This window comes from Campylobacter sp. RM12651, assembly GCF_022369475.1.
In the GTDB taxonomy this organism is placed as follows: Bacteria; Campylobacterota; Campylobacteria; order Campylobacterales; family Campylobacteraceae; genus Campylobacter_E.
Genome location: NZ_CP059600.1, coordinates 1,860,209 through 1,883,734, shown reverse-complemented (window position 1 = coordinate 1,883,734; position 23,526 = coordinate 1,860,209). Strand labels below are relative to the sequence as shown.

The following is a 23,526-nucleotide window of genomic DNA, read 5'->3' as shown; positions in this document are numbered from 1 at the left end:
CTAAAATAAATAATAAAGTAAGCTTAAGAAAAATGCCGAAATTAAAGCACTAGCAGGTAAGGTTATCATCCACGCTAAGCCTATTGGCTTCATCATTTTCCAATTTGCGTTTTTGTTAAATACTCCAATTCCTAATACTGCACCTATTAGAATATGAGTTGAGCTGATTGGAATTCCTAGTTGAGTTGCTAGAAGTATTACAATAGCTGAAGCAAACTCGGCACTAAAACCTGTGGTAGGCTTGATTTTTGCTAGACTTTTGCCAACGGTTTTAATAACGCTTTTGCCTAAAAACCAAAGCCCAGCAACTAGTGAAATACCAAATACTAACATTACAATAGTAGGCACTGCTGAAGTTGGATTTATTGTATTTGTGTGTAAAATATCTAAAATCGCAGCAAATGGTCCAACTGCGTTTGAAATATCGTTTGCTCCGTGAGAAAAGGCAAATGTGCAAGCTGTAAATATTTGAAACCATGAAAAAATACGATTTACTGCTTTTTTTGGTTCGCCTTTTTTCATAATATTAATAATTCCTACACAAATTATATAAGCACTAATACAAATTAATAAGATGATTAATCCTATACTAAAATGACTAAGTCCTGTATCAACATTATTTAAGGCTTTAAAAAATAACATAGATGAAATTACAAAAGCTATTAAAGTAGCTAAAACAGGTATGCGTTTGCTTAAAAATCCTGCTACATCAACTGCTTTTTCTTTTTTTGTAAATTCTTTTAATTTATTTGCGTATTCGCCTTTTTCGTTAAGCAAAATGCCGTAAAGCTCACTATATTGCTTAGATTTTTCGCTTTGCATAAATTCATCTATATATTGTTTTTTATACTCTGCTTTATCTTTTTTGATTTGTTTTAAAGTATTTTCTTTTTCTTTAGTAGGAACTACAATGAATTTATAAACTAATGAATAAACAAAATAACTCAAAACCCCACCTAATACAGGAGAGATAAACCAACTAGCAACAATAGTTCCTATCCCACCCCAGCTAACTTGAGTAGCGTTATTTTCGGCTATGAAACCTAAAGCTAGTGCAGCACCTAAAATCCCGCCTACTATTGAATGAGTTGAACTAACAGGTAAAGATTTATAAGTAGCTATAAAAATCCAAACACTAGCAGCACACAAAGCACTCATCATAACATAAGCAAAGTGCATAGGTTCTATGTTTTCTTTAACGCTTACAATACCACTTCTAATAGTAGCAGTTACTTCAGCACCAGCAAAAAATGCTCCGCTAAATTCAAATATCGCAGCTATTATTAAAGCTTGTTTTATGCTAAGAGTTTTTGCTCCAACACTCGTTCCAAAAGCATTTGCAACATCGTTTGCACCTATATTGAATGCTAAAAATATTCCAAAAATTGCAGCAATTGTGAAGAATATATAATAATTTGTGGTGCTATAACCCCAAAACAAAAAGCCAACACAAACGATAGCAAAAAGTATCGTTATAATAATGTTTTCTCTTGCCATTACCTTTCCTTTTTAAAAAATTGGGCTAATTATAGACTAAAAAAAATTGTTAAGATTTCTACAATGTAAAATCTTTGTAAAATATGCTAAGATACGCAAAATTAAAAGGAGTGTTGATGAAAAAGTTTTTAGTATTGGCATTTTGTGTTAGTGCTTGTTTTGCTAATAATCAAGTAATTTGTAACAATGCAAATGATTGTTATAACATAGGAATTGCTAAGGCAAAAGAAATGCAAATAGCAGAATCTATTAAGTATTTAGAAAAGTCTTGCGAGCTTAATTATATGTCAGCTTGTATGGAATTAGGAACTGCTTATATTTATAGTGCTAAAAGTAAGGAAGAATTTACTAAAGGGATTAATTATTATATGTTAGCTTGTAATAATAATGAGCCTATATCATGCCACAATATAGCATATATGTTAGAGCAAAGCCAAAATCCTGCATTAATGAATGAAATAAAGAGTTATTATGAAAAATCTTGTAATTTAAGATATTTAAATGCTTGCACTAATTTAGGAAATATTTATTATACGAAAGAAAACAATAAAGAAAGAGCGAAAATGCTTTATGAAAAAGCTTGTAATTTAGGAGAGGCTATAGCTTGCAATAACTTAGGTAACTTTTATTATGATACTAATAAAAGCTTGGCTAAGGAATATGTAAGAAAAGCTTGTGATTTAGGCTATCAAGTAGCGTGTGAATATAAAATAGATTAAATTATAAAAAGTGCAAAATTAATTTTTCTAGCTAATTCCTTTTATTTTTGATAGTATGAAAATAAAAGGAATTTAAAATGGTAAGATTTTTTAATAAAGTTGATTTTTTTATTTTCGTATTGAGTGTAATTTTTTACGCTTATTGTATTTTTGTATTTAAGCATTTAACCACTTTTTTAGCCTTAGATATAACTACTAATTCTATATTTATTATATTTGCAAATGCTTATTATTTTTATATGTATTTAAAAGATGAATTGTTGTTTGATTCGTTTTTTGTATTTATTGGCTCTTCTTTTATTTTAGTAATCTTAATATATGGCTGCATTATTTTATGAAGTATTGGAGTTGGAATTTAAAAGCGAGAATAAATCTCGCTTTTTATTTAACCTTGAATGATTTTTGGCTTAGAAAATGCTCTTAAAGGTCTAATAACACCTTTGAATTTTTCAATCTCTACTAAGGTTGTGTGAGCTGTGTTTGATTGAGCTAGTTTTGATGTTCCTTTATCACGAGTTAGCACATTTACGCATCCGTGCTGACAAAGTGATTTTTTCCCATAAACTTCAGGGTCATACCAAGCACCTTCACAAATTATAATAGTATCAGCCCTTACAATATCACTTACTAATGCACCTGCTAAAATTTCGCCCCTATCATTATATACTCTTACAATATCGCCTGTTTTAATACCTCTTGCTTTTGCAGTATCAGGATGAATTATCATAGGCTCTCTGCCATTTACTTCAGCATAATTTCTAATAAGTGAGTTATTTAGCTGAGAGTGTAGTCTAAATCTAGAATGAGGACTTACAACAGCGATTGGATATTTTTTAATTTGTTCTTTGTTACCAACCCACTCAAATGGTTCAAACCAAGCAGGATGACCTAAACAATCATCATAACCCATTTTTGCAATTGTTGGAGAGAAAATCTCAATCTTTCCACTTGGTGTTCCTAATCTATATTTATGCGGATTGCTTACAAAATCACTAAGTCTTGTGTAATATTCTGTATCTTTATTTACTTTATCAAATCTAACAAATCCTTTATTAAGTGCTTCATCAAAAGTTGGCATATCATATCCTAATGATTTTCCTTGTTGTAAAGCGTCGTTATAAATATATTTCATCCAATCAAGCTCGGTTGCTTTTCCTTCTGTAAATATTTCTTCTACTCCCCATCTTTTACAAATTTCTTTACAAATCCAAAAATCGCTTTTACTCTCTCCCATAGGTTCAATTACAGGCTTATTTAAGAAAATATATTCAGAATTTGTACTAGCTTCTATATCATAACGCTCAGGCTCAATAGCAACAGGTAAAACAATATCACTTAATTTTGCTTGTGAAGTCCAAAATGGTTCAGCTGTAATAATCGTATCAACCTTTTTAAATCCTTCAATAGCACGATTTACATCTTGATGGCGAGTAAAAAATGACCCACTAGCATTAAATGCTACTTTAATATGTGGAAGTTTTATTTTTTTACCATTTTGGTCAATTATTTTACCTGGGTTTAGCATAGCGTCAATACTTCTTGAACTTGGAATTGTTATGTTTTCAAATTTTTTCCAAGGACTATTTTCGTCTCCTAAATCATCGCTTGGAATAGATGAAAGTCCTTTTAAAGTAGGTGCTATAAATTTATCAGCACCTTGAGAATAATATCCTAAACTAAACTCAAATCCACAACCCTTGCTTCCTATATGCCCTAACATTGTTGCTAGTATTGTTATCATCCAATGTGCTTGCTCGCCGTGGTCTTGTCTTTGTATTGCACGACCTGCAATAATTATTGATTTATTATCGCATAAATCATCTGCTAATTTTTTTAATGTTGTTGTATCTACTCCACAAATATTGCTAGCCCAAGTTAAATCTTTTTTTATTCCATCATTTTCGCCCATAAAGTATTCTTTAAATTTATTAAAGCCAACCGTATATTTTTTAATGAAATCTTTTGCATATTTTCCACTTTCATATAAATAACAACACATTCCTATCATCATTGCAGTGTCTGTATTAGGGCGAACTGATATTAATTCACTTTCAATATAACGATTTGTATTATTAGCATATACATCTATGCTATAAGTTTTGATTTTTCCTGCTTTACTTAGTTCTTTTAATTTTGTGAAATATTCATAATTAGTGTGAGTTGGTGTGCCAACTGCAATTTGATTTGTTACTAGTGGGTCAGTTCCCCAAAATACAACACTTTTTGCGTTTTCTAAAATACTTTTCCAAGTTGTAGGCGCTTCATAAACGGTGTTTGAGCCAAAAATGTGTGGCAATATTACCATACCAGCACCGGTTGAATAGTCTCCACTTTCTTCAACATATCCACCTAGGATTTTTAGCATTCTATGAGCTGTGGTTCTTCCCCAGCTAATTTTACCCCAGCCACCCCACCAATAGCATTCGCCATATATAGCTTCAGGGCCATATTTGTCAAAATTTTCTTTAAGCGCTCTTGCTGCTAAATCAAGTGCTGTTTCCCAACTAACTCTTACAAATTCTTCTTCACCCCTTAAATCGTTTTTCTTTTTTCCTTCTAGGTAGCTTTTTCTAACACAAGGATATAAAACACGGCTTTCGTTTTGTGTTCTATCTGGAACACAATTATTCATAGTATTAGGGAATTTATCTCCTTCAAAAGGTGTAACGCTAACGATTTGAGAACTATTAATATTTGCGTAAAAACTACCAAATCTATCAGATACTAAAGCCTTTTTATCATCAAAAATTGTATCTTTGATACCTTCAATTTTGCTAGCTTGTAATCCAACTCCTGCTACTGCACTTAGTTTTAAAAAACTTCTTCTTTTCATATTCTTCTCCTTTATTTAATGTCTTTTGCGTGATTTTGTAAATATTTAATAATTAAGCTTTTTTCATCCTTGCTTAACTCCACATAACCAGAACTTATCATACTTTCAAGATTTGAAGGCCATTGATTTACCGAATATTCTTTAGTATCGTGCAACAAATGACAAGGCGAGCAAGTTTGCTCGTAAAAACTTTTTGCATTTTTAAAGATTTCATCTTTGCTAGCTACTAAATCATTTGAATTTACATCAAAAGTTATGCTTACTTTATGCCAATTTTCTCCATATTCATCTTGCAACACTTCAAGCATTTTAATGTATGGATTAGCGTCGCCTTTGTATGTTGGATTGTCATTGTTATCGTGAAAACTCATATAATTTTCAATTTGAGAAAAACTTTTAACTATTTCTTCTTGATAATTATCATTAACATATCCAATTAGCTCAACTTTGCTAGTATCGTTATTGCTTGAAATGACTTTTACAGGTGCTAATAAACTAGCAGTTCCTATTATTTTACCATCAAGTTTAATTTCAACATCTTTATTTAAGTACATACTATTTGCTAATGCAAAAGATGATATAAGACAACTTAAAAATAACTTTTTCATATAACTCCTTAAAATAAAATTAATTTTTATATTTAATATTTTAAACTAATAAACTTATGAAATTATTAAAAAGAATAATATTTATTATTCATTTTATTATGAGAATTTAAAACTTAATTTGATATATAAAAAATAATTCTTAAAGAATTTAAATTATCATATTATTTAATATTTATTATGATAATTAATTTAAATATAAGTTTGTTTTAATAATATTTATCATTCTCATAAAAAAGGATAAAAATGAATATTAAAACAACAATTTCTTTAAGTTTAGTTGCTGTTTGTGCTAATGCACTTAGTTTAGAACAATCAATAAAAAATGTAGATTTAGATGGGTTTTTAAGGTATCGCTATGATACTACTAGAGTTAAGGATATTGCTTTAACTCAACCAGCACACAAAATTAGATTAGATTATAAATTAAGCCTAAATTTAGCTGATAATTACAAGGCGAATGCGGTGTTTAGATATGATACAAAATCTTTAAGTTATTCAAATAATGCTTATATTAAAACTAATGATAATTTTCATTTAAAAGAAGCGAATTTAACTTATACTAATTTTAATACAAGCTTTAGTTTTGGTAGATTAAAAGTGCCTAGTATGTTTAATGATGGGGTTTTGGTTACTTCGTTTTTGATTGATAATCATTCTTTAGATAATACAAATATAAATGCGTATTTTGTAGATAATTTTGATTTGAGTGAAAGTAGTTTGATAAACGAAAAAGCAATAAATCAAATATCTTATAAAATACCACTGAAAGCCACAAATCTGCCAAAGAATTTAAAATCACAAATCTATAATCAAAACCTTTATGGGTTAAATATTAATTATCATAATGATTTAATAAATCTTACTTTAGGTGCTGATTATCTTAATGATTTTGCTATTTTTTATGGAGTGGATTTGAAAAGTTATTTAGGAGATAAGAAGAGTTATCATTATTCTTTTAATTCTCAACTAACTAGCACATCATTAAAGCAAAATTACAAAACTTCTCTAAATGCAAGTAATTCTGTATTTTATGGCGTTGAAATTCTAGTCGGATTTAAGAATTTTGATTTTGAGTTAGGCTATATAAATTATGGTAAAAAGGATAAAGCAAGTTTTGTAACTTGGCATGATAAAGGATTGCTTTTGCATTCGGGAAAAACGATAATAGATGGATTTTATGGTGGAATAGGCAAAAGAGAATATTTGTATTCAAATATATCTTATAAATATGATAATTTTAATTTTTTATTTAGCATAATTGATGGCGGGGTAAAGCTTGATTTAGCTAAATATAAGCAAACAGAATTAATGCCAAAAATTGTTTATAAATATTCTAAGCAATTAAAATTTAGCGCATTTTATGATTATGCGATTACTAAAACCGATATGAAAAATATTAAAACTTATAAAACTAGATTAGAAGCTAAATACTCGTTTTAACTATATTAAGAATTTAATTTAGGAATTTAAAATAAATATATAGTTTTAAATTCCATTTTTCAATTAGTTTTTATCTAAATTATAATTTAAGATTTAATGTTTTCTTTGATAGCTGCTTTGATAACTTCTACAAATTCTCTACTATCTAAATAATAGTTAGGATAGGCTTTCCTTAGGGTTTTAATTTTGTCTGATGATACAAGCACTACATCAGTATTGTTTGCATTTTTTGATTTTTGTTCTAAAAAATCATAATATTCTTTAGCTTTTTCAAAATCTGATTTTTTATATCCAGTAATCCTTAAACGCCTTGTATTCATATCAAGGTCTATTACAAAATAATAATGTATCTTTTTTTGAAATTCTTCAATGTTTTTGCTAGATACTAAAAGTCCAGAAAGCATTGCTAATATGTTGTATTTTTTATCTAGTTCTAAAATCTTTTGGCATATTTCTTGTTGTGTAAATTTATTATAATTTTCGTGAATTTTTGTTTGTTCTATCATACAAAACAAAGCACTTGATAATCTAAAAAATTCTTTATATTGTTCTTCCCCTTCACCTTGCTTGATTTTTGATTTACTAGTTATTCCTAAAACTTCCACTGCTGTAGCCCAAAAATGCTGCAATTGTGTTCTAAGTTGTAATTCTAAGGCTCTTTTTGTCGTATCTTGATATTCATAAATCTGATGGATTGAGCGGTATCCATCATCTTTTGGTTTATTGATATAATCACTAGTTCGTAAAAGTTTAAATTTTTTTATACCCTTAAGATAGGTTTGTTCCATAATTTGCTGAAAAGTTTTAGTATTGTCAAGATTGGTAAATACTATCCTAAGTCCTGCAATATCTTGCATTCTATCAAGCTTCATATCTGGAAATCTTTTTAACTTGTATTCAACAGAATTTAGCCTTTTTAATCTTCTTGCTACTACTATAGGGGTAATTTTATTTGTTTTTAGTTTTCTATTAATTGATGTTGCAAAGCTTGACATTATTTGAGCGTGAACACTTCTCCAAAAAGATACTATCTCATAGTCGTTTTCAGTGGCAATACCTATTCTTATATTATCTCCAGCTTTTCTTACTTGTTGTTTGGTTGCAATTATATCGTTTTCGCCCATTTTTACTCCTATTATTGTAATTTTTAATGTCAAAATCAATGCTTTTTCGTAGTGTAGTATATCAAAAAGTAATTTAGTTAATATTAGAATTAAATAGCATAACGAAATTTAAGACTATTTTGCGGATTTTATTATAGCTTGATTGTAAAAACTAAATAAGAATAAATAATAAATTGTAGGAATTTAAAATAAGAAATTTATTTTAAAATTCCTAATTTAAATTCTTAATACACCACATTACTTCCACCAACAGGAATGTAAATAACATCACTTTTTGAAATATCTGTAAAATTATTATTTGTTTTTGAAATTCTTCCTGTTAGAATTTGTTTTAAAGATTCTAAGCCTAATAATTTATTGCATAATTCACTTCTAGTTTTTAGTTTTTTTACCACTATAAAATAATCATCAGTAGTAACTTCTAAACAATCAGTATTTTTAATAGTAAAATACTTATCATCTTTTAGACTTTGAGAAGTCATATCCTTTAAATTACTGCTAAAATTTGTTTGGGTTGTATAATAAGAGCCTAAATCACTAATTAAAATAGCAAGGTTTTGAGATGATTTTACTATTTCAGCATCATCTCTTGTAGCATTTAGTTTAGGAATTGCAACTGCTGCTAATACACCTAATATTACAATAACAAATATAAGTTCTATCATTGTGAATGCTGTTTTCATTAACTTCCTTAAAGTAACTAACCTAGATTAGTTTCTAGGTTAAAAATTAACATTTCCGCCACCGAGTTTGATTTCATAGGCACTAGCATTTCCTAAATGAGCCCCTATATCTTCATTTCCCATAGCTGCTCTTACACTACTAGTTGCGAAGAATGATTTGCAAACACCTTTGTTATAATCAGGAGAAGCAAAAATTTTAATTGTACTTCCACCAGCTTGTGCATTAATTGTTACACAATTTAAATCTTTAATATACAAATAAGCTGTTGAAGTGTTTGATGTGTGTGGTTGCATTACTACATTTGTCATATCTTGTATATTGGTAGCAAAACTTCCTTTAGCTGTGTAATAAGAAGCTATATCACTAAGAAGTGTTGAGAAATTACTAACACCTTTTGTAATTTCAGCATCATCTCTCGTAGCATTTAGTTTAGGTATCGCGACTGCTGCTAAGATACCTAGAATAACTATTACGAAGATTAGTTCTATCATTGTAAAAGCTTTTTTCATCTTTGTCCTTTAAAATTTAAAAAAAGCTAAGCTTGGATTTTACCAAACTTAGCTTTGTAATATTCATCAAATAAAGTGAAATTAGAAAGAAATATTTCCGCCACCTAACTTAATTTTATACCCATCACCAGTAGATACATAGGTTGATAATTTGGCATTACCTAGAATAGCAGCTATACTACTAACTTTATCAAACGAATCACAAATAGCTTCACTTATATCACTACCAGCTTTAATTACAACCTCACTACCTGTTTTAGGAGCAGTAATTGTTGCACAAGTTTTATTTTTTATTTTAAATTCACCATTAGTTCCCAAGGCAACATTCGTCATTTTGCTTAGGTCATCAAAATTTCCTTTAGCTGTATAATAAGATGTAATATCGCTTATTGCTGTTGAGAAATTGCTAGCTGCTTTAGCTATTTCAGCGTCATCTCTTGTAGCATTTAGTTTAGGAATTGCAACTGCTGCTAAAATTCCTAAAATTACGATTACGAAAATCAACTCAATCATTGTAAAGCCCTTTTTCATGGCTATCTCCTTAAAAAATAATTTCACTTTATTTACACAAAAGTTGATTTTCTAATTAAAATTTCATATCGAATTTAGCTAGTTAAACTAGCTAATATTTTGACAATTTTTAATATTTTGAAGATTTATAAGCTTATTTGTCTTTATAATGAGAGCCGCATTGAGCGATTAGGATTTTTCCATCTGCGATTTTATATACAATCCTATTTTTTTTATCAATTCTTCTACTATAATAACCAGCTAAATCACCGCTTAATCTCTCTGGTTTTCCTATCCCTAAATAGCCATTTCTATCAATGTCTTTTATTAATTCTATAATCCTTTTTAGCACTTGTTTATCGTTTTCTTGCCAATACAAAAAATCTTCCCAAGCATCATTAGACCAGCATTTAATCATTTAAAACATCTTTTGTAATGTATTCACCTTTTTCCAATTCAGCGATAGATTTTTTTAATCTATCAATATTTTTTTTAGAATAAAATGGATCGACTTTTAGCTCAAATGGTAAGCCATTATTAATAATTACTTGTTTGTAAAATGCAAGTGTAGCACTACTTAAAGTAAGTCCTAATTCATTAAATATATTTTCAACTGCGATTTTGTCTTCTTCACTTATTCTTATTGAAATATTTTTCATTTTCACTCCTTTTTTAAGTAATTATATGTAATAAATATTATATTATCAATACAATATAATACATATTATATAAAAAGGATAAAAAATGTTAAAATTATTAAGATTTCTATGCAAAATTGCTTTTAAGCCATTATTTAAACTATTCAAAAACCAAACAGAATTAAGCCTAAAATATTTTTGCCTTTATTCATTTGAGTTTAAAAAATCATCTTTAAAGCCAAGCACAATTGAAAACAAAAAATATCTTCATAAAATGCTTTTTGAAATATTAAAAGATATAAAAATCAAAGAATTTACAAAATTAAAAGCTTATGAATTGATAAAAACTTTACAAGAAAAATCATTAAAATATAGCACTATAAAACAACTCATATCATACGCAAATGAAGGTATAAATTTAGCTTTAGAACTAGGAATAATCACTCAAAATCCATTAAAAAATATCAAATTCCTAAAACCTACAAAAGCCATTAAACCAAACAAAACCATCAAACAACTTCACATAAAAAAGCTATTAAATAAAGCCAAAGGAGAGCTTAAAACATTTTTATATTTTGCTTTTTACACAGGAGCAAGAGCTAGTGAAATATTAGCAATCACCAAAAAAGATATAAATTATAAGCAAAACTTAATAAGCATTACCAAAAACGCCACAAGATACGGCATAACCACTCCAAAAAATGGAAAATCAAGGATAATCCCGCTATCAAACGCACTTAAAAAAGAATTAGAAAATATTAATTTTTCTCATTTTAGTTTAGATTATTTTGCTATTTATTATCAGTTTAATAAATTAAAAAAATCTCTGAATTTAAAAATAGGTAGCCTACACTCTACAAGGCACACTTTTGCTTCAAACTGCATACATTTAAAGCTTGATTTACCAATCATCGCAAAGCATTTAGGACACAACGATATAACAATGTTAAGTAGGGTTTATTCGCACGAAATTTATTCTAAAAGTGAGTATGCCAAACTTAAAAATTTGTCATATTTTAAGTAAAATTTAAGAATAATATAAATAAAATACACCAACGCTTTTGATTTACATTTGTGTAAATAAAGTGAAATTATTTTTTAAGGAGATAGCCATGAAAAAGGGCTTTACAATGATTGAGTTGATTTTCGTAATCGTAATTTTAGGAATTTTAGCAGCAGTTGCAATTCCAAAACTAAATGCTACAAGAGATGACGCTGAGATAGCAAAACTAAGCACAAATATCTCAACAATTATGGGTGATTTCGCATCTTATTATACTTCTAAAGGTAAATTAGAAGCTCAAGCAGATATTAAGAGAATGACAAATGTTGCTTTAGAAACCGATAACAAAACTTTAAATGTTAAAGGTAAAGCTTGTTTAACATTTACTTTAGATACAGCAAATCCTTCACAACTAACTGTTGCAGCAGCGGCTGCACCTGATCCAGTATGTACAAAAGCATTAGAAATGAGTTCTGTTCAAAGTATTTTAACTAGCACAGACGCAAAAGGTGCAACTTCTACTATCAAAAAAGCTAGTGATAGTGTTAAATTTGACTTCGCTGCAAGTGGTGTAAGCTGGTAATATTAATTTAACTAAATAATTTTTAGTTGCCTAGTTAGGTTTATCCTAACTAGGCTTTTTTAAATTTGAAAGGATAAAGATGAAAAAAGCTTTTACAATGATAGAACTAATCTTCGTAATAGTTATTCTAGGTATCTTAGCAGCAGTCGCGATACCTAAACTAAATGCTACGAGAGATGATGCTGAATTAGCTAAAGCAAATACAAATCTTACAACTTTAATTGGAGATATAACGAGCTATTATACTTCTAAAGGAACGCTACCTACTAGTAATAATCCACAAGATTTAACAGGTGTTGCTTTATATCATAATAAAAATTGTGAACCTGCAAGAGCTGGTGGTGCTGCTTGGATGAAAGTAAATAATACTTGTGAATGCTTATTACTAAAATTTGGGACTAATAGTAATGGCGAAGCCTTTTATTCTTTTTCAGCAAAAAAAGGTGCTGGTGATAAAGACTCTACTTGTCAAAAATTTATAGATAATATAAGTAATTCAGGTATATTTGGTAATGGTTATACATATCATGATTTTAAAATACCAAAAAGCACTTTAGATAATTCAGATACATATTTTAGACTAGGCGGAAGTGGAGTATTATGGTAAAACAAGCTTTCACAATGATAGAGCTAATATTTGTTATTGTAATATTAGGAGCTTTAGCAGCAGTTGCAATTCCTAAACTAAATGCTACAAGAGATGATGCTGAAATAGTTAAAGCTAATCAAAATATTACATTATTAATAGGAGATTTAGCTAGTTATTACACAGCTCATAATGAGTTTGCTAAAGATATTAAAACAATGACAAATGTTGCTTTAGATAGTGGAGTTTATAAAGTTAAAAATAAGCCTTGTTTAGAAATAAGCCTTGATGATTATTATGTAGTAATAAAAAAATCAAAAGGTCAAGATAAAGTATGCGATATAGTATTAAATGACCCTAAAATAATATCAAACCTAACAGGAAGAATTTCAAAAACAAATAATAATTTTACAGATATTTCAAAAAGTGATATTATTTACATTCCTGTTGGTGGAAGTAATGTGGTGTATTAAGAATTTAAAGTGATTTAAATTCTTAACCTTTATATCAATCCCAATTAACATTATTTGCTAACATTTTTATATATCTTTTATCTGATACATTATTTGTAAATTGCGATTTTGTAGCAAAAGTAGTATCTGAATATATTTCAGTTATTATATTTTTTTCATTAATTTTATCTATTAATGTTTCGCACTCTGATATACCATTACCTCTAATATAAATATAATTTCTATTTTCCATTGCTTCTACATAAAGACAATTTTTGTTTTTATATGTTATATAGCCGGCAGGGTAATTTGTTAATTCGTTTGAATTGTGTTTTCCTAAAGGAACATTTGTAGCCTTTGCTATACCTTGGTTTGTTGCTACTTTTATACCTACAAAACCATTTTTTGCTACATAATAAGATGTCAAATCACTCATTAATGTAGTAAAATTCATAATAGATTTTGACAATTCAGCATCATCTCTCGTAGCATTTAGTTTAGGTATCGCGACTGCTGCTAAGATACCTAGAATAACTATTACGAAGATTAGCTCTATCATTGTAAAAGCTTTTTTCATTTTTCTTCTTTCTGCTTGTTTTTATAAAATTTTATTAAATCTTCTATAAGTTCTAATCTATTTTTTGTATTTAATTTTAGACCTTCAAGCAAGATTACTGAAAGTTCATCATTCAAACGCATAGGGCAAATTGCATTTCCTTGAACGGGATAAGCATTTGCAACATTGTCTATTTCTTTCCAAAAAATTCCTATTGCATTTTCTAAATTTTCATTAGTGTAATTAGCACTTATTACTTGCATTCTATTATCTTCATATATTACTTGGTGGTCTTTCCAAGAACTTGCTAGGTGTTTGCTCATTTTTATCCTTTAATTTAGCTAGGTAAATTACCTAGCTTATTACCAAGAAACTGTATTTGATGCTAAATCAATTGTATATTTACTACCATCAATAGTACCTAAAATTGTAGAAACAGAGCTAATTCCTAAAAGCCTATCACATTTAGTTCCGCCTGCTCCTTTTGTTGCTACTATACTGGTTCCACTAGCTGTAAATGTTAAGCATTCTGAAGCTGCTCCAGTATTAGATTTATCTAAACTAAGTACATTAGGAACATTTGTCATATCAGACCAAGTAGCACTAAATTGTCCTTTTGCTGTATAGTATGAACTCACATCGCTTATTAATGTAGAAATATTACTTGTTGCTTTAGCTATCTCAGCGTCATCTCTTGTAGCATTTAGTTTTGGAATTGCAACTGCTGCTAAAATTCCTAAAATTACGATTACGAAAATCAACTCAATCATTGTAAAGCCCTTTTTCATGGCTATCTCCTTAAAAAATAATTTCACTTTATTTACACAAATGTGAAATTAAAATCTATTAGATATATTAAAAATTCCATCGCAAAATCTAGCTAAATTAGACTTAGTTAAAATATTGATAAATAAAAATATTTATTAATTTCGTAAAATAAAATCAAGATTTATAGACAATAAAAGAATTTAAATAGTATTTATTTAAATTCTTTTTAATAATCTTTGGTAAAACTATGTTTTTATCAAAGATTTTATAAAATAAAAAATCGCATTTATAAGCTTTAAGGACTAATATGAAAGATTATTCGCATACTTTATTTGATGTTTTAAGCGAGAGTGATTATGCTAAAAAATTAGCTAAATTTGATGATTTTTACGATGATTTTTTAAGCAATAACCTAGCTTATAATGAATACGAGCCTTTAGTTTTAGAAGAGCCAAGTTATGCAAAAAGCCTTGAGATTATTCACCCAACAAGGATTAAAAGACCAAAAGAACTAAGTTCTGATAATGCTTTAGCAAAGACCTTACACCAAATAGCTCATATTGAGTATTCAGCAATTGACCTTGCATTAGATGCTGCTTATAGATTTTATCATACCGGCGGGCTTTTGTTTGCGAGTGATTTTTTAGAAATAGCTAAAGAAGAATGCTTACACTTTAGTCTATTAAACGACGCTTTAAATGAGCTAGGATATAAATACGGAGATTTTGGGGTGCATACTAATTTATTTGACGCTATGAGAGCTACTAATTCTAGTTTTAAGGTTAGAATGGGGGTCGTGCATAGGCATTTAGAAGCTTGTGGGCTTGATGCTAATCCTTTTGTGGTTAAAAAAATAAGCAGCACAAAACACCAAATAAAATCAAAATTATTAGAAGTTTTAAAAATCATCTTGCACGATGAAATAAGCCATGTAAATAAAGGCGATAGATGGTATAAAAACGCAGGTGGGACAAATGAGAATTTTTGTGATTTACTCTTAGAATACAAACACCTAATAAGACCTATTAAAAATATGAATGAAAACGCTAGAATTATGGCTGGATATACCCAAGATGAATTAGATGAAATAAAAAAGAATTTTAATTAATATGCTAGAGAAAATATCAAATCAAATATCAATTTTAAAAGACTTAGAACTAATTTATAATAATACTAAAATTAATTTTGCAAAAGGCTTTGAATTCGCCTTAGATTACGATGAATTATTAGCAAAATTAAATGATTATAATTTAGAAGAATTAGAGCAAATCTCAATTAATTTAGAATATTTGCAAAAAAATTATATAAATGAAATATTGTTTTTAGAAAATGCACTTAAGGATAAATAATGTTAATTTATGGATTAGATTATATAAAAAATCAATTTACAGCTTTAGAATTTGAATTAGGACTTAGTGTAAATAATGTAAGTTGTGTAAAATTTAGCGAAGAAATATTATCAAAGCCAAATATTAAAAGAGCTATATTTTGCGATACTTTAAGTGAAGTTTTGCAATCAAATGCAGCACTTTGTGAATACATTATCCCAAATGCTAAAATCTTAAAAGACAGCGTATTTTTAGCAGAAAAATATTTATTTGATAGCAAGATTTTATCTTTTATAAAAGATACTAGCGATATTGAAAAAGCTGCTTTAATAGGTGTTGATGTGGTGCTTTTTTGCGATTTTAAAGACTGCGATGATTATTATATTTAATCTAGGAATTTCCTAGATTAATTAGTAAAAATTCTAATCCCGACATCAATTACTACAAGTATTATTAATATACTTAATAAAGTAATTAATGCTGCGTTAGACTTGGGTTTTATCTCGCTTTTAGCTTTTTCAATTTTCTTTAATTTATCATTTAATTGATATTCAAATTTATTTTGCTCTTCGCTTAATTTTTTAATTTGTTCTTTTAACTCTTGATTTCTAGTTTTAAGCAAACTTGAAAGCTCGTTTTCTAATTCGTTGATAGTATTTGCATCAACTTTTATTAATTCTTTACTTGTTTTATCCATTTTAATCTCCTTTAATGTTTTTATTAAATTCTAAACAATGAAAATTATCGCTAAAGCCAAAAAATAGATATTTAATGGCATTTGCGTATTTAATATCGCTAAATTCATCTACTCCAAATTCCATCAAAGCTCTTGATTGTTTTTTAAAGCTATGTTTTAGATTAAGTTTATCAAAATAAAAGCACAATTCATCATAATTTACATTCCAAGTAATATCACAATTTGCAAATAATTCTTCTAAATTAGCGTTAAATGGGTCAATTAATTGATGATTTTTAAATATTCTTAAACTAAACTCATCATTTAAATATGTAGAAAAATAATCAAATGTTAAAAAATAAAATTCCTTACACTTCTTATCTAAAGCACTTAAAAAATCATATATCATAGGAGAAAATTCCAAGCGTTTTTCAAGTTTATCTTGTAAATATTCATAACTATTTTTATGCTCTTTAAAGATTATTTTGCCATTTTCAACGAAGCCAAATTTATGATTATCATAAAGCTCACAAGCAAAAGCGTCAAATAATTCATTTGCGATAAAAAAGGCATTATCACTACTAAAATCATCAAAATAATAATGTTTAAATTCCACATTCAAATTCTTTTTTTGTAAAGCCCTTAGATTGTCGTGTGGCTCTATGATTTTTACATTAATTTGCTTATAAATTTCAGGGCGTTTATCTTTTAAATATGTTAAAAAATCTTTTAATAAATACCCTTCATTTGCACCGATTTCTACTATATCAATAGGTAGTTTTAAAATCTTTTCATCAACTAAAAAAATAAATCTTTTAGCACACAAAAAGCCAAAAAGCTCTCCAACGCTAACAGCTGTATAAAAATCCCCATCTTTACCAACTTTTACACCTTTTTTATAATACTCTTTACTCCAAGTATCAAAATATTTGCTAAAAATCAATTAAAAGCCTTTGCGTTGAATTTATTTACAAAATCAAGTGGATCAACACTAACGCCTTTTATAGCAATTCCAAAATGAAGATGAGGTCCACTAACCCTGCCCGTATCTCCACTAAGTCCTATAATATCTGATTGTTTTACAAAATCACCCACTTTTACATTAATCTTGCTTAAATGATAATATTGCGAATAAACGCCGTATCCATGATCAATCACAACGCTACCACCTGAATAATATCTATCTTTTGCAATAACTACTACTCCATCATTACTAGCTGGAATGCTAACTCCAATTGCTGCTCTAAAATCAGTGCCTGAATGATAACTCTTAAGAGTGTTTTCAAACACCCTAGCACTTCCAAAAGGGCTTGTAATAACGCTATCTAAAGGGATTATGAAAGGCTTATTAATATATACTTTTTCGGTGCTTTTTGCATAGATTTTCACTGCTTCATCGTATTCTTTAGCAATTCTTTCTTGCAGCTTTTTGTTTGGTTTAATAATTGATGGTTTCGCAAGTTTAATTTGCTCTTTTTTATATTCTCCTTCAAGCACTTTAAGGCTATATTCTTGATTATCTAAAGTAATATTTAAAGTTTTACCACTTGAGCGATAATTTGGGGCTAAAATTAATAAGGTTTTATTATTTATCGGATATTTTGTGTAAGTGATTTCACTTTTACTAATTATTGGATTTTGAATGCTAATATCAACTTTGCCATTTATTAGATTATTTGATAATAAAAATGTTGTAAAAAATGAGATAAAAAATAATTTTTTCATAAAATTCCTTAGTAATTTAATATAGAAAAGATTAGCAAAATAGCATAAATATTGAGTTTTTGCCACTTTTTGATTATCATTATCTTATATATTTTATTTTATTTTAAGTTTTAGGGACTACAATCATTTTTGAAAACGAAAGGATTTTTAATGGATAAAGCTAAGGTTTTAAGTGAAGTTTTAGAATACATTACAATCACTCATCACACAAGTGGTAGATTAAGACTTGATATATCTAGCAAGATAAGAGAATTAAAAGACTTAGAAAGCTACAACATTGATGAAGTTTTTAATCTAAAAGGGATTAATGAAGTTAAAGTTAATAAAATCTTAGGCAAGGTTACTATTTTATATGATGATAAAATCATATCAAAACAAAGCCTTGATAATTTAATCAATGCAAAAAACATTGATGAGATTAACCTAGCTTTAAAGGAGCTTAACATTGCTTGAGCTAAGATTTGAAAACCAAGAGTTTTTGCAAGAACTAGAAAATAGCGATATAAGAAGAGCTTTTGAGCTAGATTTAACTAGCATAAAATTATATGAGTATTATGCTAATTGCTTTAATGATGGTATTTTAAAAGATATTTTAAATGCGAAAAAGCAATTAAATCAATTGTTAATTAGCGATAATAATGCTTTATTGGTTGAGTGCAGTTTAAATGATGCTTATTTGCTACTTTTAGCAAAAGAATTTGAAATCGTTCAAGCTTATAAAATAGCGGCTAATGTTTGCAAAGATGAAAAGCTAAAAGACCTTATTTTTAGACTTTGGGCTAGTTCGGTTAATGAGTATCAGGTGGCTTTAAGAAAAAGCCTTGCGACTAATGAATTTAATGTAGATTCTTTAGTTAGTAATTTTTTAAAAGATATTTTAAAATAAAGGAAGATTATCATGCCAATTCCATTCATATTAGGTGCAGCATTAGGCGTAGCTGCAGTAACAATTTATAATAAAAAAGATAGTATTAAAAAAAGTATAAGTGAGTTTAATTCTCAAGATTTTGCAAAAAGTGCAGGAAAAATGACAGAAAATGCAATTTTAAAAATCTCAAAACTTAAACCTTGTTGCAAATGCGAGAAAGAAGTAGCTAAAAAAAGCTCTAAGAAGTAAAAATTATGCTTACATCAAATAGAGTTCCGAGTGATCATTTATTAAGCTCTAGTCTTAATAATTTTTTTACAACTCAAGATTTAAAAGCAAGTTTAAAGGTAGGAGTTACTAGCTATTTTGCAATTAAAACAAGCAATGATATAGCTAGGAAAGATTATAAAAACGCAATAGTTTCTGGAATTAGTGGAATTTTAATTAATCAATTTTTAGGAGAAAATAAAATGACAAATAATAATAATCCATATTTAAACAACAATCAAAATTACAATGTTAATCAAGGATATAATAATCAAAATTATTCTTATAATCCATATTTAAATAATGTTTCAAACAATAATTTAAATAATACAGCAAACAATAATCAAAATACAGGCTTTTTAAGTTCGCTAACAACTCAAGGAACAGGGCTTTTTGGCTCTCCTTTAGTAAAAGGAATTTTAATTGGTGCTGCGGTTACTTATTTATTAAGCAATAAAGATGCAAAAGATACTTTAGCAAAAGGTGTTGCAAAAATTCAAAGTTTTGCTAGTGCTGCTATTGAAGAATTTAAAGAGCAAGTAGAAGATGCAAAAGCTTCAATGCAAGAATAATTGTAAGGTTATTCATCACTCTAAAAATCGTCTTAGAATTAGGCTAAATACGCTTAATAATCTAAGCGATAATCATTTATTAGTAAGTGAGTTTAATCTTAATTTTTCTGGTGTTTTTGTAAGTGTTAATAATGCTTCAAAAAGCTTAGTTTTTACAAGTTCAAAAGAAATTGATAATAATTTAGCTCAAAAAATATTAGATTTTTTTAGCACTTATGAAATTAAGCAATTAAAAAAAGCAAAAGAAACTCCAAGTAAGGCTATGATTTATTCATCTATTTTAGCTTTAGCAAATAGCTATAAAACAAGCCCTATTTATGATGGTTTTGTTTCTAGTGCAACTGCATTGCCTTTATTAAAAGAAGGAACTTTAGAACTTATTGAAAATGGTTTAACTTCAAAAGTATTAGAAGCAGCAGCGGTAGGAGTTTCTTTATATAGAAAAGATTATAAAGCAGCAAATAGCACTAATTTAATGCTAAATATTGGCGAATATATTGAAGAAAGCGTAGTGGCAAAAAGTGATGATTTGATAAAAGAACTAGCAAAACCACAAATAACTCACGCTTGGGTAGAAGTTAATCAAGAGCTTATTAAAAAAAGTGCAAAAGATTTGGTAGTAGGGGATATTGTAGTGGTATCTCAAGGAGATAATATAGCAGTTGATGGTTATATTGTTGATGGGATTGCTAGTATTAATCAAGTTTCTATGACAGGAGAAGCCCAAGCAGTTACTAAAAGTCGTGGAGATAGGGTTTTAAGTGGAACCGTGGTAGTTGAAGGTCGTATTAAAATATGGGCTGAAAGCGTTGGAGAAAATACATCAACAGCTAAGATTTTACATTATATGAAAGATTGCTTAGAAGAAAAATCAAAAATAGGGCAAAAAGCTTATAAATTAGCAGATAGTTTAGTGCCTGTTACTTTAGGACTTGCTGGACTTGCATATTTATATAAAGGAAGTGCAGCGATGGCTAGTGTGCTTCAGGCTGATTATTCTTGTGCTTTAAAATTAGCAACTCCTGTGGCATTTAAAAGTGCTATTTCTTATGCAGGAAGAAGACAGATATTGCTTAAAGGTAGCACTGCTTTAGAGAATTTAAGCTCGGTTGATACTTTTGTATTTGATAAAACAGGCACATTAACTTATGGGGATTTAAAAGTTGAAAGCGTTCATGTATTTAGTCCAAAATATGATGAAAAAACCTTACTAAATCTTAGTGCAAGTGCTGAAGAGCATTATTTTCACCCTGTTGCAGAAGCTATAGTAAAGGCTGCTAAAGAGCGTGGATTTTCTCATATTAATCACGGAGAAGTGGAGTTTATAGTGGCACACGGCGTTAAAACTAGCATTGATAATGAAGAAGTAATAATTGGCTCAAGGCACTTTTTAGAAGATGATGAAGGTGTTGATTTTTCTAGGGCTAATGCAAATATTAAAGAGCTTTTAGATAAAGGCTTAACTCTTTTATATGTAGCAAAATCTAAAGAATTATTAGGCGTAATTGCTATGAAAGATGAAATTAGAAGCAATGCTAAAGAAGTCTTAGCAAAGCTTAAGCAAAACGGCGTAAAAGAATTAGTAATGCTAACAGGCGATATTGAAAGTAGGGCTTTAGAAGTTGCAAAAGAACTTGGAATTGATAAGGTTTATGCAGAGCTTTTACCACAAGATAAAGCAAATATTTTAGCTAGTTTAAAAGCTCAAGGCAAAAAAGTAGCCTTTATAGGCGATGGTATAAACGACGCTCCGTCGTTAGTTCAGGCTGATGTTGGAATTTCTATGCAAAAAGGTGCTGATTTAGCAAAAGCTAGTGCTGATATTGGATTACTAAGAGATGATTTTGCTTGTATTTTAGAAGCAAAAGTTATAGCTAATGAAACTATGAAAAAAATTGATAAAAACTTTAGCACAACGGTATGGGTTAATTCATTCATATTAGGTGCTGCAACACTTGGTTTATTAAGCCCAGCAGCTACTGCATTTGCTCATAATGGCACAACTATTGGCTTATTGGCTAATGCTATAAAACATAAGCAATTATTTTAAATTATATTAGGAATTTGATTTTAAATTCCTAATTTTTCTTTTTAATTATTCTTTAAAATTTAAATCTTTTAATTTTTATAAAACATTAAAATAATTATGTGTAAAATTGGCATTTTAAAGGAGTTAAAATGAAAAACAAATATGTTTGGATTGTTGTAGCGATTTGCTTTTTGCTTTTTGCAAATGTTGTTGGATTTTTGGATTTAGCCATAGTTTTAGCGGCTATATTTTTAGGTGTTAGACTTGGTGGAATTGCCATTGGTTATACTGGTGGGATTGGAGTTATTTTATTAGGTATTTTGTGTGGTATAAAACCAGGCGAAATTCCAACTTCGGTAATTTTAATAATTATGTCAGTAATTGCAGCAATTTCGGCTATGCAATTAGCAGGTGGGCTTGATTATTTGGTGCATATTGCTGAAAAAATACTTAGGAAAAACCCTAAAAAAATCAATTATTTAGCTCCTAGTATTACTTATTTTTTAACTATTTTAGCAGGGACAGGGCATACTGCGTTTTCTATGATACCAGTAATTGTTGAGGTTGCAAAAGAGCAAAATATTAAGCCAAAAGCTCCACTTAGCCTTGCAGTTGTATCAAGTCAAATAGCAATTACTGCAAGTCCTGTTAGTGCAGCTGTTGTTTATCTTAGTGGTGTGCTTGAGCCTTTTGGGTATTCTTATTTAACATTATTAAGCATTTGGATAGGTAGCACCTATTTAGCTTGTATGCTTAGTGCTTTTTTAGTAACTAAGTTTTCAAATCTTGATTTAAGTTCTGATGAGTATTATCAAGAATTACTTAAAAAAGGTGAAATAGCAAAAAAACAAAGCACTCAAAAAGAGATTATTAAAGGTGCTAAGACTAGCGTTGCGATTTTTGTTATTGGCGTTTTAGCTGTTGTTTGTTATGCGACTTATATTTCAGGCTTAAAAGCTGATAAGATAATTATTCCAAGAGATAGTGCTATTATGTGTGTAATGCTTAGCATTGCTACTTTTATTGTATTAAGCACTAAAATCAATACTTCAAAAATCATTGAAACAAGTGTATTTAAAAGCGGTATGAATGCTTGTGTTTGTGTTTTAGGTGTTGCGTGGCTAGGAGATACTTATGTAAGCGCTCATAGTAATGAAATAAAAGAATTTGCTAAAGGCTTAGTAGAACAATATCAATTCTTATTAGCTTTTGCCTTTTTCTTTGCTAGTATGCTTTTATATTCTCAAGCAGCAACTGCTAAAGCAATAGTTCCATCAGTAATTGTTGCACTTGCATTAAATGAAAACCCAGAAAACGCAAAAATAATCATCGCTTCTTTTGCAGCAGTTTCAGCACTCTTTGTGTTACCAACTTACCCAACATTACTTGGTGCGGTTGGAATGGATGATACAAAAACTACTAGGATAGGAAAGTATGTATTTAACCATTCTTTCTTTATTCCAGGCGTTTTAATGATTGCTTTAAGCGTTGCTTTAGGATTTTTATTTGTAAAATTTATTTAAAAAAACTTGAAATTATCATTATTTTTTG

31 protein-coding genes are annotated in these 23,526 nt (G+C 28.6%); 16 read left to right on the top strand and 15 right to left on the bottom strand.

From position 1 onward, the window contains the following. Complete coding sequence (locus AVBRAN_RS09395) at window positions 1-1,497, bottom strand: inorganic phosphate transporter (RefSeq protein ID WP_214117829.1); 1,497 nt, start codon at window positions 1,495-1,497, stop codon at window positions 1-3. A gap of 116 nt (window positions 1,498-1,613) precedes the next feature. Between AVBRAN_RS09395 and AVBRAN_RS09390 the strand changes: the two genes are divergently transcribed. Further along, entirely contained in the window at window positions 1,614-2,216 is a 603-nt protein-coding gene (locus tag AVBRAN_RS09390; RefSeq protein ID WP_214117828.1) for a tetratricopeptide repeat protein, read from the top strand. A gap of 77 nt (window positions 2,217-2,293) precedes the next feature. After that, window positions 2,294-2,554 carry a hypothetical protein gene (locus AVBRAN_RS09385; RefSeq protein ID WP_239803109.1) on the top strand — a complete coding sequence of 87 codons (261 nt, stop codon included), beginning with the start codon at window positions 2,294-2,296 and terminating at the stop codon, window positions 2,552-2,554. A gap of 47 nt (window positions 2,555-2,601) precedes the next feature. Here the strand turns inward: AVBRAN_RS09385 and AVBRAN_RS09380 are convergent, their stop codons facing one another. Further along, a complete protein-coding gene (locus tag AVBRAN_RS09380) occupies window positions 2,602-5,049 on the bottom strand; it encodes a molybdopterin-dependent oxidoreductase (RefSeq protein ID WP_239803108.1) in 2,448 nt (815 codons plus the stop codon). Window positions 5,050-5,060: 11 nt separating this feature from the next. Continuing rightward, window positions 5,061-5,657 carry a hypothetical protein gene (locus AVBRAN_RS09375; RefSeq protein ID WP_214117825.1) on the bottom strand — a complete coding sequence of 199 codons (597 nt, stop codon included), beginning with the start codon at window positions 5,655-5,657 and terminating at the stop codon, window positions 5,061-5,063. A gap of 243 nt (window positions 5,658-5,900) precedes the next feature. Between AVBRAN_RS09375 and AVBRAN_RS09370 the strand changes: the two genes are divergently transcribed. Then, the gene (locus tag AVBRAN_RS09370) at window positions 5,901-7,097 is read left to right on the top strand and encodes a major outer membrane protein (RefSeq protein WP_239803107.1); all 1,197 of its coding nucleotides are present in this window, start codon (window positions 5,901-5,903) and stop codon (window positions 7,095-7,097) included. A gap of 86 nt (window positions 7,098-7,183) precedes the next feature. Here the strand turns inward: AVBRAN_RS09370 and AVBRAN_RS09365 are convergent, their stop codons facing one another. The 6 genes from AVBRAN_RS09365 to AVBRAN_RS09340 all read right to left on the bottom strand — a co-directional run bounded on the left by AVBRAN_RS09365 (window position 7,184) and on the right by AVBRAN_RS09340 (window position 10,583). After that, a complete protein-coding gene (locus AVBRAN_RS09365; protein ID WP_214117823.1) occupies window positions 7,184-8,221 on the bottom strand; it encodes a hypothetical protein in 1,038 nt (345 codons plus the stop codon). Between the two features lie 224 nt (window positions 8,222-8,445). After that, entirely contained in the window at window positions 8,446-8,904 is a 459-nt protein-coding gene (locus AVBRAN_RS09360) for a prepilin-type N-terminal cleavage/methylation domain-containing protein (protein ID WP_239803106.1), read from the bottom strand. 39 nt (window positions 8,905-8,943) lie between these two features. After that, complete coding sequence (locus AVBRAN_RS09355; protein ID WP_239803105.1) at window positions 8,944-9,414, bottom strand: type II secretion system protein; 471 nt, start codon at window positions 9,412-9,414, stop codon at window positions 8,944-8,946. 81 nt (window positions 9,415-9,495) lie between these two features. After that, complete coding sequence (locus tag AVBRAN_RS09350) at window positions 9,496-9,945, bottom strand: type II secretion system protein (protein ID WP_239803104.1); 450 nt, start codon at window positions 9,943-9,945, stop codon at window positions 9,496-9,498. A 133-nt stretch (window positions 9,946-10,078) separates the two neighbouring features. Next, window positions 10,079-10,342 carry a Txe/YoeB family addiction module toxin gene (locus AVBRAN_RS09345; protein WP_214119495.1) on the bottom strand — a complete coding sequence of 88 codons (264 nt, stop codon included), beginning with the start codon at window positions 10,340-10,342 and terminating at the stop codon, window positions 10,079-10,081. Beyond that, on the bottom strand, window positions 10,335-10,583 hold the full coding sequence (locus AVBRAN_RS09340; RefSeq protein WP_214119493.1) for a type II toxin-antitoxin system RelB/DinJ family antitoxin: 249 nt from the start codon (window positions 10,581-10,583) through the stop codon (window positions 10,335-10,337). Before AVBRAN_RS09340 ends, AVBRAN_RS09345 begins: the two co-directional genes overlap by 8 nt. Window positions 10,584-10,668: 85 nt before the next feature. Here AVBRAN_RS09340 and AVBRAN_RS09335 point away from each other — a divergent pair, with 85 nt between their 5' ends. The 4 genes from AVBRAN_RS09335 to AVBRAN_RS09320 all read left to right on the top strand — a co-directional run bounded on the left by AVBRAN_RS09335 (window position 10,669) and on the right by AVBRAN_RS09320 (window position 13,207). Beyond that, complete coding sequence (locus AVBRAN_RS09335) at window positions 10,669-11,586, top strand: site-specific integrase (RefSeq protein WP_239803103.1); 918 nt, start codon at window positions 10,669-10,671, stop codon at window positions 11,584-11,586. An 88-nt stretch (window positions 11,587-11,674) separates the two neighbouring features. Beyond that, window positions 11,675-12,148 carry a prepilin-type N-terminal cleavage/methylation domain-containing protein gene (locus tag AVBRAN_RS09330; protein WP_239803102.1) on the top strand — a complete coding sequence of 158 codons (474 nt, stop codon included), beginning with the start codon at window positions 11,675-11,677 and terminating at the stop codon, window positions 12,146-12,148. A 79-nt stretch (window positions 12,149-12,227) separates the two neighbouring features. Then, the gene (locus tag AVBRAN_RS09325) at window positions 12,228-12,755 is read left to right on the top strand and encodes a type II secretion system protein (protein ID WP_239803101.1); all 528 of its coding nucleotides are present in this window, start codon (window positions 12,228-12,230) and stop codon (window positions 12,753-12,755) included. Continuing rightward, window positions 12,749-13,207, top strand: coding sequence for a type II secretion system protein (locus AVBRAN_RS09320; RefSeq protein ID WP_239803100.1), 459 nt, complete (start codon window positions 12,749-12,751; stop codon window positions 13,205-13,207). Before AVBRAN_RS09325 ends, AVBRAN_RS09320 begins: the two co-directional genes overlap by 7 nt. Window positions 13,208-13,241: 34 nt before the next feature. Here the strand turns inward: AVBRAN_RS09320 and AVBRAN_RS09315 are convergent, their stop codons facing one another. The 3 genes from AVBRAN_RS09315 to AVBRAN_RS09305 are packed head-to-tail and all read right to left on the bottom strand — an operon-like array spanning window position 13,242 to window position 14,530. Beyond that, window positions 13,242-13,763, bottom strand: coding sequence for a prepilin-type N-terminal cleavage/methylation domain-containing protein (locus tag AVBRAN_RS09315; RefSeq protein ID WP_239803099.1), 522 nt, complete (start codon window positions 13,761-13,763; stop codon window positions 13,242-13,244). Beyond that, window positions 13,760-14,065, bottom strand: a complete 306-nt coding sequence (locus tag AVBRAN_RS09310) for a hypothetical protein (protein WP_214142720.1) — start codon at window positions 14,063-14,065, stop codon at window positions 13,760-13,762. Before AVBRAN_RS09310 ends, AVBRAN_RS09315 begins: the two co-directional genes overlap by 4 nt. A 39-nt stretch (window positions 14,066-14,104) precedes the next feature. Next, window positions 14,105-14,530, bottom strand: coding sequence for a prepilin-type N-terminal cleavage/methylation domain-containing protein (locus AVBRAN_RS09305; RefSeq protein WP_239803098.1), 426 nt, complete (start codon window positions 14,528-14,530; stop codon window positions 14,105-14,107). A 287-nt stretch (window positions 14,531-14,817) separates the two neighbouring features. Between AVBRAN_RS09305 and AVBRAN_RS09300 the strand changes: the two genes are divergently transcribed. Genes AVBRAN_RS09300 through AVBRAN_RS09290 form a run of 3 tightly spaced genes read left to right on the top strand, consistent with a single transcriptional unit; the run spans window position 14,818 to window position 16,227 of the window. Continuing rightward, entirely contained in the window at window positions 14,818-15,618 is an 801-nt protein-coding gene (locus tag AVBRAN_RS09300) for a ferritin-like domain-containing protein (RefSeq protein ID WP_214117820.1), read from the top strand. 1 nt (window position 15,619) lies between these two features. Next, a complete protein-coding gene (locus AVBRAN_RS09295) occupies window positions 15,620-15,859 on the top strand; it encodes a hypothetical protein (RefSeq protein WP_214117819.1) in 240 nt (79 codons plus the stop codon). Further along, the gene (locus AVBRAN_RS09290) at window positions 15,859-16,227 is read left to right on the top strand and encodes a hypothetical protein (RefSeq protein ID WP_239803097.1); all 369 of its coding nucleotides are present in this window, start codon (window positions 15,859-15,861) and stop codon (window positions 16,225-16,227) included. Before AVBRAN_RS09295 ends, AVBRAN_RS09290 begins: the two co-directional genes overlap by 1 nt. Window positions 16,228-16,244: 17 nt before the next feature. Here the strand turns inward: AVBRAN_RS09290 and AVBRAN_RS09285 are convergent, their stop codons facing one another. From AVBRAN_RS09285 to AVBRAN_RS09275, 3 genes are read right to left on the bottom strand one after another with little or no spacing between them, the layout of a single operon-like run. Continuing rightward, window positions 16,245-16,535, bottom strand: a complete 291-nt coding sequence (locus AVBRAN_RS09285; protein ID WP_239803096.1) for a hypothetical protein — start codon at window positions 16,533-16,535, stop codon at window positions 16,245-16,247. A gap of 1 nt (window position 16,536) precedes the next feature. Next, a complete protein-coding gene (locus tag AVBRAN_RS09280; protein ID WP_214117816.1) occupies window positions 16,537-17,457 on the bottom strand; it encodes an SAM-dependent methyltransferase in 921 nt (306 codons plus the stop codon). Continuing rightward, the gene (locus AVBRAN_RS09275; protein ID WP_214119508.1) at window positions 17,454-18,239 is read right to left on the bottom strand and encodes a M23 family metallopeptidase; all 786 of its coding nucleotides are present in this window, start codon (window positions 18,237-18,239) and stop codon (window positions 17,454-17,456) included. The genes AVBRAN_RS09280 and AVBRAN_RS09275 overlap by 4 nt, the downstream gene beginning before the upstream one ends. A 150-nt stretch (window positions 18,240-18,389) precedes the next feature. Between AVBRAN_RS09275 and AVBRAN_RS09270 the strand changes: the two genes are divergently transcribed. The 6 genes from AVBRAN_RS09270 to AVBRAN_RS09245 all read left to right on the top strand — a co-directional run bounded on the left by AVBRAN_RS09270 (window position 18,390) and on the right by AVBRAN_RS09245 (window position 23,498). After that, window positions 18,390-18,692 carry an HMA2 domain-containing protein gene (locus tag AVBRAN_RS09270; RefSeq protein WP_214117814.1) on the top strand — a complete coding sequence of 101 codons (303 nt, stop codon included), beginning with the start codon at window positions 18,390-18,392 and terminating at the stop codon, window positions 18,690-18,692. Next, window positions 18,685-19,125: a hypothetical protein gene (locus tag AVBRAN_RS09265; RefSeq protein ID WP_214117813.1), complete on the top strand. Its 441-nt coding sequence runs from the start codon at window positions 18,685-18,687 to the stop codon at window positions 19,123-19,125. Before AVBRAN_RS09270 ends, AVBRAN_RS09265 begins: the two co-directional genes overlap by 8 nt. A 12-nt stretch (window positions 19,126-19,137) precedes the next feature. Then, on the top strand, window positions 19,138-19,356 hold the full coding sequence (locus tag AVBRAN_RS09260; protein WP_214117812.1) for a hypothetical protein: 219 nt from the start codon (window positions 19,138-19,140) through the stop codon (window positions 19,354-19,356). A gap of 5 nt (window positions 19,357-19,361) precedes the next feature. Next, window positions 19,362-19,946 carry a YtxH domain-containing protein gene (locus AVBRAN_RS09255; protein WP_214117811.1) on the top strand — a complete coding sequence of 195 codons (585 nt, stop codon included), beginning with the start codon at window positions 19,362-19,364 and terminating at the stop codon, window positions 19,944-19,946. Beyond that, on the top strand, window positions 19,921-21,996 hold the full coding sequence (locus AVBRAN_RS09250; RefSeq protein ID WP_214119513.1) for a heavy metal translocating P-type ATPase: 2,076 nt from the start codon (window positions 19,921-19,923) through the stop codon (window positions 21,994-21,996). The genes AVBRAN_RS09255 and AVBRAN_RS09250 overlap by 26 nt, the downstream gene beginning before the upstream one ends. 128 nt (window positions 21,997-22,124) lie before the next feature. Further along, complete coding sequence (locus AVBRAN_RS09245) at window positions 22,125-23,498, top strand: anaerobic C4-dicarboxylate transporter (RefSeq protein ID WP_239803095.1); 1,374 nt, start codon at window positions 22,125-22,127, stop codon at window positions 23,496-23,498. Window positions 23,499-23,526 lie beyond the last annotated feature (28 nt).

Excerpts from the sequence above, each read along its gene's own strand:
- AVBRAN_RS09330 (WP_239803102.1), top strand. The coding sequence starts at position 11,675 with ATGAAAAAGGGCTTTACAATGATTGAGTTGATTTTCGTAATCGTAATT.
- AVBRAN_RS09305 (WP_239803098.1), bottom strand. The coding sequence starts at position 14,530 with ATGAAAAAGGGCTTTACAATGATTGAGTTGATTTTCGTAATCGTAATT.
- AVBRAN_RS09320 (WP_239803100.1), top strand. The coding sequence starts at position 12,749 with ATGGTAAAACAAGCTTTCACAATGATAGAGCTAATATTTGTTATTGTA.
- AVBRAN_RS09355 (WP_239803105.1), bottom strand. The coding sequence starts at position 9,414 with ATGAAAAAAGCTTTTACAATGATAGAACTAATCTTCGTAATAGTTATT.
- AVBRAN_RS09245 (WP_239803095.1), top strand. The coding sequence starts at position 22,125 with ATGAAAAACAAATATGTTTGGATTGTTGTAGCGATTTGCTTTTTGCTT.
- AVBRAN_RS09370 (WP_239803107.1), top strand. The coding sequence starts at position 5,901 with ATGAATATTAAAACAACAATTTCTTTAAGTTTAGTTGCTGTTTGTGCT.
- AVBRAN_RS09275 (WP_214119508.1), bottom strand. The coding sequence starts at position 18,239 with ATGAAAAAATTATTTTTTATCTCATTTTTTACAACATTTTTATTATCA.
- AVBRAN_RS09290 (WP_239803097.1), top strand. The coding sequence starts at position 15,859 with ATGTTAATTTATGGATTAGATTATATAAAAAATCAATTTACAGCTTTA.
- AVBRAN_RS09325 (WP_239803101.1), top strand. The coding sequence starts at position 12,228 with ATGAAAAAAGCTTTTACAATGATAGAACTAATCTTCGTAATAGTTATT.
- AVBRAN_RS09310 (WP_214142720.1), bottom strand. The coding sequence starts at position 14,065 with ATGAGCAAACACCTAGCAAGTTCTTGGAAAGACCACCAAGTAATATAT.
- AVBRAN_RS09300 (WP_214117820.1), top strand. The coding sequence starts at position 14,818 with ATGAAAGATTATTCGCATACTTTATTTGATGTTTTAAGCGAGAGTGAT.
- AVBRAN_RS09295 (WP_214117819.1), top strand. The coding sequence starts at position 15,620 with ATGCTAGAGAAAATATCAAATCAAATATCAATTTTAAAAGACTTAGAA.
- AVBRAN_RS09270 (WP_214117814.1), top strand. The coding sequence starts at position 18,390 with ATGGATAAAGCTAAGGTTTTAAGTGAAGTTTTAGAATACATTACAATC.
- AVBRAN_RS09385 (WP_239803109.1), top strand. The coding sequence starts at position 2,294 with ATGGTAAGATTTTTTAATAAAGTTGATTTTTTTATTTTCGTATTGAGT.
- AVBRAN_RS09315 (WP_239803099.1), bottom strand. The coding sequence starts at position 13,763 with ATGAAAAAAGCTTTTACAATGATAGAGCTAATCTTCGTAATAGTTATT.
- AVBRAN_RS09285 (WP_239803096.1), bottom strand. The coding sequence starts at position 16,535 with ATGGATAAAACAAGTAAAGAATTAATAAAAGTTGATGCAAATACTATC.
- AVBRAN_RS09375 (WP_214117825.1), bottom strand. The coding sequence starts at position 5,657 with ATGAAAAAGTTATTTTTAAGTTGTCTTATATCATCTTTTGCATTAGCA.
- AVBRAN_RS09340 (WP_214119493.1), bottom strand. The coding sequence starts at position 10,583 with ATGAAAAATATTTCAATAAGAATAAGTGAAGAAGACAAAATCGCAGTT.
- AVBRAN_RS09395 (WP_214117829.1), bottom strand. The coding sequence starts at position 1,497 with ATGGCAAGAGAAAACATTATTATAACGATACTTTTTGCTATCGTTTGT.
- AVBRAN_RS09345 (WP_214119495.1), bottom strand. The coding sequence starts at position 10,342 with ATGATTAAATGCTGGTCTAATGATGCTTGGGAAGATTTTTTGTATTGG.
- AVBRAN_RS09380 (WP_239803108.1), bottom strand. The coding sequence starts at position 5,049 with ATGAAAAGAAGAAGTTTTTTAAAACTAAGTGCAGTAGCAGGAGTTGGA.
- AVBRAN_RS09390 (WP_214117828.1), top strand. The coding sequence starts at position 1,614 with ATGAAAAAGTTTTTAGTATTGGCATTTTGTGTTAGTGCTTGTTTTGCT.
- AVBRAN_RS09335 (WP_239803103.1), top strand. The coding sequence starts at position 10,669 with ATGTTAAAATTATTAAGATTTCTATGCAAAATTGCTTTTAAGCCATTA.
- AVBRAN_RS09260 (WP_214117812.1), top strand. The coding sequence starts at position 19,138 with ATGCCAATTCCATTCATATTAGGTGCAGCATTAGGCGTAGCTGCAGTA.
- AVBRAN_RS09350 (WP_239803104.1), bottom strand. The coding sequence starts at position 9,945 with ATGAAAAAGGGCTTTACAATGATTGAGTTGATTTTCGTAATCGTAATT.
- AVBRAN_RS09365 (WP_214117823.1), bottom strand. The coding sequence starts at position 8,221 with ATGGGCGAAAACGATATAATTGCAACCAAACAACAAGTAAGAAAAGCT.
- AVBRAN_RS09250 (WP_214119513.1), top strand. The coding sequence starts at position 19,921 with ATGCAAAAGCTTCAATGCAAGAATAATTGTAAGGTTATTCATCACTCT.
- AVBRAN_RS09360 (WP_239803106.1), bottom strand. The coding sequence starts at position 8,904 with ATGAAAACAGCATTCACAATGATAGAACTTATATTTGTTATTGTAATA.
- AVBRAN_RS09255 (WP_214117811.1), top strand. The coding sequence starts at position 19,362 with ATGCTTACATCAAATAGAGTTCCGAGTGATCATTTATTAAGCTCTAGT.